Below are 11,200 nucleotides of genomic sequence, written 5' to 3'. Positions count from 1 at the left end.
GGGCACAGAAGCTCCCAAACACCGACAGTCTGGTCTGCTGTGACAGATAACGCTACCGAGTCGGCTCATAGGCGTGGAGTAACGAGCTGGGCAGTAGCAGCTCAAGACGCGTGACTGTGACAAGTAATGCAAATCTCTGTGCTGGCCCGTCGCCCGTCCCCGCACCCGGCCTGACGCAGTCGCCGGAGACATGGCGTACTCGTCGCGCGGGTAATTGCGCCCACCTGCGCAAACGTCGTATCAAGGCGGTCATCCCGGAGAAGAAGGACCAGGCCGCCAACCGGAAGAAGAGGAGCAGCAAGGGCGGTAGGCCCGTCAGCCACGACGCCGATCTTTACAAGGCGCGGAACACCGTTGAGCGGCTGATCAACAAGCTGAAGGCGTGGCGAGGTATCGCTACGCGGTACGACAAGACACCCGCGAGCTACCTCGCCGGCCTCTACCTTCGCGCCTCGATGATCTGGCTCAAGGACCTCGCCCGGACCATCTGTTGATCACAACCCGAATACGCGTCCCAGTAGCCATTCGTATAAACGCCCGGCGTCGAGCAGGGTCACACCCAGGCTCTTGACCGCGCCATGCCCGCTGCCGGCAGCTGAATGTCCCAGGCAAGAGGAAGGGTCTTGCCGCCCGCATTTCCTCTCAATCGACTATCGTAGATTAACGATGAACAAGGACAGGGGGCCGCTGCCCCGCCCGGAGGCCGAGGAGTACGCGAGCTGGTTCAGGGCCCTGGCCGACGCGACGCGGATCCAGATCGTGTCGCTGCTGGCGCGGCGGCGCGCGCCGATGAGCGTGGGCGAGATCGTGACCGCGTCCGGGGTGGGCCAGTCGACCGTCTCGCATCACCTGAAGATCCTGGCCGAGGTGCGGTTCGTGCTGGTCGAACGGCAGGGCACCTCCAGCCTGTATCGGATCAACGAGGCGTGCGTGAGCTGTTTTCCGACCGCGGCCGACGTGGTCATGGGCAACCCGGTCCCGGCCGCACCCACCTGCGAGTGAAAGAGGCTGATCATGGCGCATGACGAGGTCGTGGAGCGGTACTCGGACCTGGCGCGAGCCGCTCTGGCCGGGCAGGTCATCGCGGACTGTTCGACGAACGAGTTCGCGCAGGGAAATTTCGGCGCGGCCGGCTACGACGACCTCGGCGCCCTGCCGGAGGGCGCCGTGCGCGCCAGCCTGGGCTGCGGCAACCCGGTAGCCGTGGCCGAGCTGCGCGCCGGCGAGACCGTGCTGGACCTGGGTTCGGGCGGCGGCATCGACGTGCTGCTGTCGGCGCGACGGGTCGGCCCGCACGGCAAGGCGTTCGGGCTGGACGCCAGCCCCGACATGCTGGCGCTGGCCCGGCGCAACGCCGAGCAGGTCGGCGTGAGCAACGTCAAGTTCCTGCACGGCGCCATCGAACACGTTCCCCTGCCGGATCAGACGGTCGACGCCGTCATCTCCAACTGCGTGATCAACCTGTCCAGTGACAAGGCCGCCGTGGTGGCCGAGGCATTCCGAGTGCTGCGCCCGGGCGGCCGGTTCGGGGTGAGCGACGTCGTGGTCGACGGCGACCTCGACCCGGTCCGGCGCGCGGCGGCCGAGCAGCGGATCGGCTGCGTGGCCGGCGCCCTGCCCGTCGAGGAGTACCACGAACTGCTGGCCCAGGCCGGCTTCGTCGGCATCCGGATCACGCTGAGCGCCGACCACGGCGACGGCGTGCATTCAGCGATCGTGCAGGCCGTCAAGCCTGCCATCGGGCCGGGCCTGGAGGTCAGGCCGATGCGTGAGGCCGACGCCGCCCAGGCGCTGGCCATCTACCAGGCCGGGCTGGACACCGGCCAGGCCAGCTTCGAGACCACCGCGCCGGACTGGGAGCGCTTCACCGCGGGCAAGCTGCCGCACCTGCGCTACGTGGCCGCCGACACCCAGACCGGCGAGGTCGTCGGCTGGGTCGCCGCCTCGCCGGTCTCGGCCCGGCCGGTCTATGCCGGAGTGGTCGAGCACAGCATCTACGTCCACCCCGGCTGCCAGGCGCACGGCATCGGCCGCGCCCTGCTGGCGGCGTTCATCACCGCCAGCGAGGACGCCGGCGTGTGGACCATCCAGACCGGGATTTTCGGGGAGAACGCCGCGAGCCTGTCCCTGCACCAGGCGCTCGGTTTCCGCGTCGTGGGCACCCGTGAGCGCATGGGCCGCCACCATGGCACCTGGCGCGACGTGCTGCTGATGGAACGCCGCAGCGCTGTGGTCGGCACCTGACCCGGTGCGGGATGTTCTGCCGGTGTTCGTCGCCCGGCCATAGATGACTGCCAATATCGAGATATATCGAATTCGACAAGCATCTATACGCCGACCGTCGCCGGAGTCCCCGTGGACCGCACCTATCCCCGCGCCGACCTGACCGTCGACCAGCAGCATGCTCTGCTGACCGCCGTCCGTACCCTGGCCGAGGAGTTCGCCGGCACGTTCGGCACCGAGACCATCGACCGCTTCCTGCACACCAGCCATGACCCGTCCCGCAAGGAACATGGGCGGAATATCTCGTCGCCAGCGCAGCGATGATCACGGACATCCCCGACGCGGTCACGTCAGTCCAGGCGGCGGCCCTGCCCGTGGCGGCAGTGACGGCGCTGGCTGCCCTGGAGCAGGCGGGAACGCTGCTCGGCCGCAAGGTGCTGATCACGGGCGCGGCCGGTGGCGTGGGGGCATCGAGGCTGCCAAGGAGGCCGGCCGCTACGACGTGATCCTTGACGGCGTGGGCGGAGACTCACTGGCGACCGCTCTCACCGACCTGACACCAGGCGGCGTCTGTGTGACCTTCGGCAACGGAAGCCGTACACTGACCAGCTTCCACCCCGGCGACTTCTACCACACGCCCGGCGCTCGCTTGCAGGGCCTCCGGCTCGGCAACTTCATGATCGCGGGCACGGACTGCGGACCGATGTTGAGGCGGCTGGTGGAGTTGGTACGACAGGAGCGGCTGCGCCCGCCGATCGACGCCGTCGTACCGTGGACGAGCATCGGTGAGGCCGCCGAGCGATTGTCCCGGCAGGGCGTGGACGGCAAGATCGTCGTAACCATCGATTGACGACAGGTCGTGCGTGCTCGGCCGAGATTTCGAGTGGTTCTCTCCGGCAGGGGCCTCTATACCAGACGCAGACGCCCGGGCCAACGACGGCCGCGACGTCGACGAGCGCCCGGTGTCAGGCGGAATGGTCCGCCTGAGCCCGAGGGAGCCCGCCAGATGTTCGGGCTCAGGCTGACCCGGCAGCGCAGGTCGTGCGACTGGCCCCCCGCCCCTGCACGGGTGCCCTCGACCGTCGCGGATGATCAGCGGCCTGGAGCGCAGGCGTTCACATCAGCAGTTCTTGGCCGACGGTGCGCAGAACTGGCCTCGGGGTAGCGCGGGGAGGACTTGTCCAGCAAGGGCTGCGGCTTGCCGCGCAGGTGCAGGTCGACGAAGGCGCCGACGTACGTGCGGGTGATGTCCATCGAACGGGTTTCCTTCAGGCCACCGCCGAGGTCTATGCCGAGCTGCTGGAGCAGCATGTCGTAGTCGGTGAAGGACGGGTGCAGCGCCCCCTTCACCACCAGCCAGCGTTTCCACCCGGTCAGGCGCTCCCAGTCACGTTCCCAGGTGCTGTCGTCTGAGGGGGCGCCCATCAACATGAACGGTCGCGCCAGTCCGCTCTTGGGGATCGGGAGGAACATGCTGCCGTCCATGTTGATCCCAGCGCGCACCCGGGAATCCTTCAACATGGCCTCCGAGGCGGCGGCCCCTCCTATGGACTGGCCCGCCATCGCGATCCGGTCCGGATTGATCAGGGCGCTGCCCTTCCACTTGGGGCGCGGACCGGCCAACTGGTCGAGCACGAAGGGGATGTCGATCGCCCGGCTCCGGATCACCTTTTGACCGAAGTCGTCGTCGGGGCAGCGGCTGCGTCCCACCGCAGCCGGGACGACCAACGGGAAATCTGGACAATTACACGGCCCTTGCCGCGCGCCCCGGTCAGGCGAGCCTCTTGGGGCCTGGCGCAACCGCTCGGAGTCGCCCGGCTCCAGCCGACCCAGGCCCAGGCCGACCCGCTCCGCGCGGGGCAGCTCGATGCTGAACAGCAGGCAGATGATGGCCCGAGCGAGTTTCGGCGCCTCCTCCCTCATCCACACCAGCCATCCGTGGCACCTCAGCGACGACCTGCCCATCGCCGTCGTCATCGTCGATGCCGAACCCAAGTTCACCGGCTTTCTGCCGCCCTCCTGCTGCACCGCGTCCGTCTGCGCCCCGGCCAGCCGGCCCCCGGCCCCGAGTTCGCCCTCACCCGCCACGACCTGGACGGCGCGCACGTCCTGCCCGCCGGTGTGCCAGGCTGGGCGCGGTCCGCGACCTTTCGCCCGCCCTTTGAACGTCCCGTTCCTAGGCTCCCTCTTCATGAGCCATCTGACGATCGAGCCCAGCATCCTGTACTTCGGCACCCCGGTCGTGCTGCTCTCGACCGAGAACGAGGACGGCACCTTCAACCTCGCGCCCATGTCGTCGGCCTGGGCGCTGGGCAACGTGATCGTCCTGGGACTGGGGGCCGAGGGACACACGGCGCGCAACCTCGCCGAGCGGCCCGAGCTGGTGATCAACCTGCCCGCGCCGCACCTGTGGGAGGCGGTGGAGCGGCTGGCGCCCCTGACAGGCCGCGACCCCGTGCCCGCGAGCAAGGCCGATCGCAGCCGTTTCGAGCCCGACAAGTTCGGCGCCGCCGGGTTGCGAGCGCAGCCCTCCGACGGGGTACGGCCGCCGCGCGTGGCCGAGTGTCCCCTGCAGTTCGAGGCCACGGCCGCGCGGGTGGGCCTGGACGTGTCCGGCTCGTTCGTCATCGCCGAGGCGGTCGTCTCCAAGGTGCACGCCGACCCGCGCATCGTCGTACCGGGGACCCAGCACGTGGACCCGGCCGCGTGGAGCCCGCTCGTCTACAACTTCCGCCACTACTTCGGCCTCGGCGACCAGCTCGGCCACTCCTACCGCAGCCAGACGCCGGGCGGCGTTCCCGAGACGGTCAGCGCAACCGCCGGATCGTGAGCACGTTGCCCGTGCGCGTGCCGGCGCTCCCGTCGGGCGCGCTCGAACTCCTCGCAGCGCAGCACCTCCCACTCCCCCTGCGCCGGCTCCCGGGAGCCGAACACCTCCCGCGGCGAAGTATCCCGCCGCTCGTGTTCTTGCCGATCATTCCGGCCAGCAGCACGGCGAACGCCCAAGCCTCCGACACGGCAGAGACCTCACACTCATCCATGGCTTGCCCTCCTAATGCTGCACGGCCTTTCCAGCGAGGTGCTTCCTCTCGGCCCGGTGGCGGTCATGGTCGTCGGCCCCTTTCTCAGCCGGGGTCGCTGCGGCCTTCGAGGCGGCCGATCGCCTGGAGGCCGGCATTGCCGCGCAGGCCCACGGCGTAGTGCCAGCCATCCAGCGCGCCGGGCCTGGTGAAGTCGATGCGGCCCTGGGTCGTGCCCGTCATGATGTGGGACCAGCCCCAGCCACCCCCGCGGTCGACCCAGGTGCTGATCGAGTTGCCGTCGAGGACGAACGCCCAGCGGTCGCCGGGCTCCAGCACCCCCGTGGCGCCGGAGGCGGCGGTGAGCCTGCCGTCGATCCTGATGTCGATGCCGTGCTGGCCCTTGATCCCGGTCCACGCCATGACGTAGTTGCGCTCGTCCTTGACCAGGCCGTTGAACAGGGCGTCCTGCCCCTTCCCGGTGCCGGCCCACCGGTCATGGTCGACGATCACGACAGCCCGGGAGCTCTTCGCCCCGGAGCCATGGGAGACCAGGCCGTAGTAGGCGCCCGGTCCCTGCGCCTGCAGCGTTCCCGCGCCGAAGGTCAGCTGCGGCAACGCCTCGGTGGCCGACGGCTTGTGGACCGTGTAGGCGGCGCTGGAATCGGTGTCGAAGGTGTCGTCCACGCCGACCTCGGGGTAGGCCTCGGGGGCGAAGGTCACCGTCGTTCTGCTGATCGCCTGGATCGCGTGCCCGTCCCAGCTCGCGGTGGCGGTGAAGTCCGCGGTGTGGCCGGTCAGCACGGTCGATTCCGCCCGTACGGTGAACGCGACGTGACGGGCCTCGCCGGGCTTCAGTGAGCTGACCACGTCCGGCTCGGCGGCGGTCGCGGTCCAGCCCTTGGGGGCCGACAGCCGTACGCGAACGTTCCGCGCCGTCTTGGCGGTGTCGTTGACGACCGAGACGATCGCTGTTCCGGCGCCGGTCGCGGTGGAGATCGCGGCCGGCGCCTGGTACACCGATAGCCGGGAGTCGACCGCCCGGAAGCGGGGACGCTCCTCGGGCACGGAGACCCGGCCGCTGACCAGCGTGGGCGGTGCGCCGTGGCGGCCCGAGCGGACGCCGAAGACGGACAGTCCGCCGCCGTCGGAGGCGAAGCGCAGCGAAACGGTGTCCTCGTCGCCGAGTTGGCGTGCGGTGATCGGGACGGCGATTCGGTAGCCGTAGCGGTTGCCGAAGTCGGCCACGAGGGAGCCCCGTGATCGACCGGCCAGCGCCGTCGGACCGTGGGGATCGTCGGGCAACTCGATCACCGGCAGCGCGGTGCCGTTGACCGACACGGTGAGGCGGGTGGGGTAGCGGCGCGCGGTGGTCACGTTGTTGGGGTCGTACCAGCCGCGGGGCTGGGCGGCCGCGATCTCCGCGATCAGGGTGGCTCCGCGCGCCCGGCCCGTGCGGACCTCCTCGGGCAACTGGACCTCGTACTCGAAGTGGCCGCGGCCGTAACCGGTGACCCAGTCGGACCCACCGGTGGTCCTGGCCTGGGCTCCGCCGGTCCATTCCTGCGCGGTCACCGCGCCGGGGGAGAAACCGCCGTCGGGGGCGGGGGTGTCGAAGGTCAGGTAGTTCTCGGCGACGGTCCGGCCGCCGGTGTCGAGCCAGATCCACACGTACCCGTTGCGCAGCTTGGCCGGCGCGGTGACCGACACGGTGCCGGCGTCGGTCACGGTGTAGCGTTCCGGGGCGAACGGCCGCGAACCGCCGCCGCCCGCGTCGGCGACCCACCGGCCTTCGTCGTCGTAGCCGCCGATCCTCCACCGGAGCGTGGCCCGGGACAGGTCGGTGTCACCGAAGTGGCTGACCTTGACCGGCACCTCGATCGCGCCGCCGCGTTCGACGGTCCGCGCCGCGGTGCCCATCAGCGAGATCGCGTCGTCCCCCTGGAACAGGTCGATGCCGCGCGGCCGGCCGTGATGGTCCATGAACTCCGGTTGGTTCGGCTGCCGGTCGAACGTGACCGGGCTCTGCACCTCCTGCTCGGTCTCGGCGAGCTGGACGCCGACGTACCCGTTGAGCTTGGGATAGGCGCGGAACAGGCCGAACGTGTGCGGCGCCTGCCCGGACCTGATGGCGAACTCGGAGTTCAGCCACGGCTGCCCGCTCTGAGCGCCGTCGTTGAAGTTCCAGGTGGAACCCGGCTTGACCTGGGCGTCGAACCCGTCCAGCAGTTTCTTCCACTCGTCGTAGCCGGCCAGGTAGTAGTGGAAGTCGTTGAGGTCGGTGTCGAGGTGGCCGTTCTGGCAGCAGGCGGAGTTGTCCACGATCAGCCGCGACGGGTCGGTGTCGCGGGCGACCCCGACCATCCTGCGGACGTACGGGAACGCCTCCGCCGGGATCGGCTGCTGCCACGGCTCCTTGCCGAGCCCCCACGCCTCGTTGAAAATCGTCCAGATCACGATCGACGGATGGTTGTGGTCCCGCTTGAGCGTGGCGCGCAGCAGCCCCTCGAACAGCCGCTCCGCCTCCGCGCCCAGGGAGTGCCAGCCCGCGTTGGGCATGTCATACCAGATCATCAGCCCGAGCCGGTCCGCCCAGTGGTAGTAGGCGGGCTCGTTGACCTTGAGGTGGTTCCTGATCACGTTGAAGCCGAGCTTCTTGGCGTTCTTCAGGTCGAGCAGGATCGAGCCGCGGCCCGGCTCGTTCTCGGTCCCGGTACGCAGGTCGGGTCCGGCGGTGACCCCGGTGTAGGTGTACAGGCCCCACGGGTTGTAGCCCTGGTCGAGCACGCCCCTCAAATAGACCGGCCGGTTGTTGAGGTACACGTACTGGTACTCGTTCTGGTGGCCGGGCGCCCATTTCCGCTCGATCGTCCGCAGACCGAACGTCGTCCGGACGCCGTCGTCGTGGCCGAGACGGATGTCGGCGGTGTACAGGGCCGGATCGTCCGGCTCCCACAGGCGCGGCCGCGCGATCGGGATCCGCGCCGTCCCGCGCCCGTCCTCGAGCGATACGTCCGCGCTGCCGACCACCTTGCCATCGGGGCCCCTGACCTGCACGGTGGCGCGCTGCCCGCCGTCAGCCGCGACGTCGATCCGCGCGGCCGCCACGGATGGCGTGCGCGCGTCCCCTTCGAAGGTCAGCTCGGGTGTCACCCGCGTGCCGGTGAGCCGCGCGCCCGCGTAGGGCTCGATCCACACCGACTGCCAGATCCCGCCGACGTCGCTGAACCAGCCGGTGTCCGCCCCGTTGGGCTCGCCCGTCTGCTTGCCCATCGGGTACGGCGACTCGGGCGTCGTCGGCGGCGCCACCACCCGGATCGTCACCGTGTGCGTCGAACCGGGAGCCAGCGCGCCCAGCCCGGCACTGATCTCGGTGAACCCGTCGCCGGTGTACGGCAGCACCGGCTCACCGTCAAGCCACACCGCCGCGCCCCAGTCGGCGGCCCCGACGCGCAGTCGTACCTGCTGCTTGGGGAAGTCCCTGGGCACGGTGAACGACCGCTGGTACCAGACCGTCCCCCGGTAACCGGCGAAGGCGCTGCGGAAGATCTCCTTGGTCGCCAGATCCTCCTCGCCCCACGCGGCCAGCGACTGGTACGCGAACGGCACCCGGATCGCCTTGCCGAACGCGTGCCCAGGGGCGTACCAGCGTTCGCGCTCCCCAGCGTCCCCGGGATCGAAGTCGAACGACCAGGTCCCGTTCAGCGACAGCCACGTGTCGCCGGTGAACGGGCGCCGGTCGGCATCCGGGCGCGGGTACTCCTGCCGCGCCGGATCGGTGTCCCTGGCCAGCTCGAGGGTGACCGAACCGGCCGCGGTCGTGGACGCGAACGCGTACCCCTCCTTGCCGGCCACCACGAGCGCGCTGCTCTCAGGCACGCCGGCCAGCACGAACGTGCCGTTCTCGGCGGTCGTGGCGAACACGTCGCTCCGCGAGGCGTGCACACTGGCCCCCTCGATCGGCGCGCCGCTGCCGGCGTCCACCACCCGGCCGCTGACCTCGATCGTGCGCCCCTCCGCGGGGGTCGCTGGCGGCGGCGGCACCGCGAGGGCGGGCGCCGTCGCCGCCATTAGCGTCCCCGCGGTGAGCACCGCGACGGCGAAGGTGCGTCGTAACATCATCGCCCGTTCTCCGATCCGGCCTGTTCGATCGCCGCCGGGCGCAGTTGCGCCGCGCGGATCCGCGCGACGTCCAGCTTGCTCGACCGGTCGAAACGGTAGATCCCGTTCTGCTCCTGATAGACGTCGGTGAGCTGCGTGTAGCAGTAGCCGAACATGCGGGGATCGTCCAGCAGCACTCCGACCAGCCCGGCGAAGCGCCGCTGGAGATCCTCCTCACTGGCGGGCCGCTCGCCGTAACCCCAGGACTGCTCCTCGGGAGGCGCGTCCGGGTTCCACCAGATGCCGCCGAACTCGCTGCAGAAGTACGGCTGCCCCTGGTACGGCACCGACCACGCGCCCCCGTCGGGGCCGGCGTTGACGTACGGCGTCCCGTCGGCCAGGCCCGACATCAGCTTGCCGAACACCTCGGGATCCTGCTCGTAGCAGTGCGAGTCGTACACGTCGGCCCCCGGCACCCGGTGGGCGTACCCGGACGCGTCGATCACCGGCCGGGTCGGGTCGGCCGCCTTCGTGGCCAGGTACATGCCCCACGTGACGTCGTCGAGCACGGTGATCCGGTCGTGCAGCTTCTGGAAGGTCTCGTTGAGCGGGCACCAGCCGACGATGGACGGGTGGGAGTAGTCGCGTTCGACCGCCTCCAGCCACTGCGTCACAAAGGAGGCGGTCGGCCGCTGGTTATCCCACGACGGGCCGCCGCCGGTGTTGGCGCCCCAGTCCCCGAACTCGCCCCACACCAGGAATCCCATCCGGTCCGCGTGGTACAGGTACCGCTCCTCGAACACCTTCTGGTGCAACCGGGCGCCGTTGAAGCCGGCTGCCACGGCCAGCTCGATGTCGTGGCGCAGGGCCTCGTCCGAGGGCGCGGTCATCAGGCCGCCGGGGTAGTAGCCCTGGTCGAGCACGAGCCGCTGGAAGCGCACCTCGCCGTTGAGCAGCACGGCATGGCCGTCGATGGAGACCGAGCGCAGCCCGGCGTAGCTGGCGGCGGTGTCGATCACGGTGCCGTCGCCGTCGAGCAGGTCGATGCGGACGTCGTACAGGTGGGGATCCTCGGGGGACCAGAGCCGGACGCGGTCCTGCGGCATCGGCAGCCACACCTCGGGGGCGAGGTCGAGGTCGGCGCGCGCCCGCGCCCGCACGACCTCGCCGTCCTTGTCCGACACTGTCACCTGCACCTGGTGCCCGGCGCGGGCGGCCGAGACCGGCACGGTGATCCGGAAGGCGGACGCGGCGACGTTGGGCGTGATCCGCGGCCGGGCGAGGTGCTGGGCGGGCACGGGCTCGCACCACACCGTCTGCCAGATGCCGGTGGTGCGCCCGTAGTGCGCGCCGTGCCCCTCGTACGTGGTCGCCTGCTTGCCCCGCGCCTGCGGACCACTCCGCGGGTCGCGGGCCCGTACGACCACCGTGTACGTGTGCCCGGGATCGGCCGAACCGGCCAGGTCGCAGCTGAACGGCGTGAACCCGCCCCGGTGCCGTCCGGCCTCCACGCCGTCCACCCACACGGTGGCGTCGTGGTCCACCGCCTGGAAGTGCAGCAGGACCCGCCGCCCGGCCCAGCTCCGCGGCACCCGCACGGTACGGCGGTACCAGACGGCCTCGTGGAAGTCCGGGTCGCCGATGCCGGACAGCGGCGCCTCCGGGCAGAACGGCACGACGATCTCGCCGCTCAGCTCCCGGTCGAGCAGCCCGCGCTCCAGCCCGGAGTCGCCCGCGTCCCGCTCGAACTGCCACGTCCCGTTCAGGCACTGCCATTCGTCGCGGACGAACTGCGGCCGCGGGTACTCGGGACGGGGGATCATGGAATTGTCAGGCACAATGCTCACTTTCGATGG

9 protein-coding genes and 2 pseudogenes are annotated in these 11,200 nt (G+C 70.3%); 8 read left to right on the top strand and 3 right to left on the bottom strand.

The genetic code is table 11. The annotated features are described in order from the left end of the window. Positions 1–145: 145 nt before the first annotated feature. The 6 genes and pseudogenes from E1294_RS30985 to E1294_RS53095 form a co-directional block, all read left to right on the top strand. Positions 146–494: pseudogene (locus E1294_RS30985) on the top strand (transposase); the annotation flags it as partial. A gap of 172 nt (positions 495–666) precedes the next feature. Beyond that, on the top strand, positions 667–1,002 hold the full coding sequence (locus E1294_RS30980; protein WP_132514260.1) for an ArsR/SmtB family transcription factor: 336 nt from the start codon (positions 667–669) through the stop codon (positions 1,000–1,002). Positions 1,003–1,014: 12 nt separating this feature from the next. Further along, complete coding sequence (gene arsM, locus E1294_RS54840; protein ID WP_220448028.1) at positions 1,015–2,244, top strand: arsenite methyltransferase; 1,230 nt, start codon at positions 1,015–1,017, stop codon at positions 2,242–2,244. A 111-nt stretch (positions 2,245–2,355) separates the two neighbouring features. Continuing rightward, the gene (locus E1294_RS30965) at positions 2,356–2,547 is read left to right on the top strand and encodes a hypothetical protein (RefSeq protein ID WP_181958581.1); all 192 of its coding nucleotides are present in this window, start codon (positions 2,356–2,358) and stop codon (positions 2,545–2,547) included. Next, positions 2,544–2,729: a hypothetical protein gene (locus E1294_RS53100; RefSeq protein ID WP_165977565.1), complete on the top strand. Its 186-nt coding sequence runs from the start codon at positions 2,544–2,546 to the stop codon at positions 2,727–2,729. Before E1294_RS30965 ends, E1294_RS53100 begins: the two co-directional genes overlap by 4 nt. Positions 2,730–2,740: 11 nt before the next feature. Next, positions 2,741–3,073 (top strand): zinc-binding dehydrogenase, encoded by a 333-nt coding sequence (locus E1294_RS53095; protein ID WP_246083402.1) that lies wholly within the window; start codon positions 2,741–2,743, stop codon positions 3,071–3,073. Positions 3,074–3,315: 242 nt separating this feature from the next. Here E1294_RS53095 and E1294_RS58295 read toward each other — a convergent pair whose 3' ends face one another. Then, the gene (locus E1294_RS58295) at positions 3,316–3,858 is read right to left on the bottom strand and encodes an alpha/beta hydrolase (protein WP_425465238.1); all 543 of its coding nucleotides are present in this window, start codon (positions 3,856–3,858) and stop codon (positions 3,316–3,318) included. Between the two features lie 232 nt (positions 3,859–4,090). Between E1294_RS58295 and E1294_RS58290 the strand changes: the two are divergent. Both E1294_RS58290 and E1294_RS30950 read left to right on the top strand, forming a co-directional pair. Next, a pseudogene (locus E1294_RS58290) lies at positions 4,091–4,180 on the top strand (hypothetical protein); the annotation flags it as partial. A 234-nt stretch (positions 4,181–4,414) separates the two neighbouring features. Then, complete coding sequence (locus tag E1294_RS30950; protein ID WP_165977566.1) at positions 4,415–5,053, top strand: flavin reductase family protein; 639 nt, start codon at positions 4,415–4,417, stop codon at positions 5,051–5,053. A 295-nt stretch (positions 5,054–5,348) separates the two neighbouring features. Here the strand turns inward: E1294_RS30950 and E1294_RS30945 are convergent, their stop codons facing one another. Both E1294_RS30945 and E1294_RS30940 read right to left on the bottom strand, forming a co-directional pair. Further along, positions 5,349–9,365, bottom strand: coding sequence for a glycoside hydrolase family 2 TIM barrel-domain containing protein (locus E1294_RS30945; RefSeq protein ID WP_132514252.1), 4,017 nt, complete (start codon positions 9,363–9,365; stop codon positions 5,349–5,351). Next, on the bottom strand, positions 9,362–11,182 hold the full coding sequence (locus E1294_RS30940; RefSeq protein WP_246083400.1) for a glycoside hydrolase family 2 protein: 1,821 nt from the start codon (positions 11,180–11,182) through the stop codon (positions 9,362–9,364). The genes E1294_RS30945 and E1294_RS30940 overlap by 4 nt, the downstream gene beginning before the upstream one ends. Positions 11,183–11,200 lie beyond the last annotated feature (18 nt).

Origin of the sequence: Nonomuraea diastatica (assembly GCF_004349015.1) — a bacterium.
In the GTDB taxonomy this organism is placed as follows: Bacteria; Actinomycetota; Actinomycetes; order Streptosporangiales; family Streptosporangiaceae; genus Nonomuraea; species Nonomuraea diastatica.
This window is presented reverse-complemented; position numbering and strand designations above follow the sequence as displayed.

What these genes read in the sequence shown, in the direction of transcription:
- E1294_RS30980 (WP_132514260.1), top strand. Translation starts at nt 667, where the DNA reads ATGAACAAGGACAGGGGGCCGCTGCCCCGCCCGGAGGCCGAGGAGTAC.
- arsM (WP_220448028.1), top strand. Translation starts at nt 1,015, where the DNA reads ATGGCGCATGACGAGGTCGTGGAGCGGTACTCGGACCTGGCGCGAGCC.
- E1294_RS53100 (WP_165977565.1), top strand. Translation starts at nt 2,544, where the DNA reads ATGATCACGGACATCCCCGACGCGGTCACGTCAGTCCAGGCGGCGGCC.
- E1294_RS30950 (WP_165977566.1), top strand. Translation starts at nt 4,415, where the DNA reads ATGAGCCATCTGACGATCGAGCCCAGCATCCTGTACTTCGGCACCCCG.
- E1294_RS30945 (WP_132514252.1), bottom strand. Translation starts at nt 9,365, where the DNA reads ATGATGTTACGACGCACCTTCGCCGTCGCGGTGCTCACCGCGGGGACG.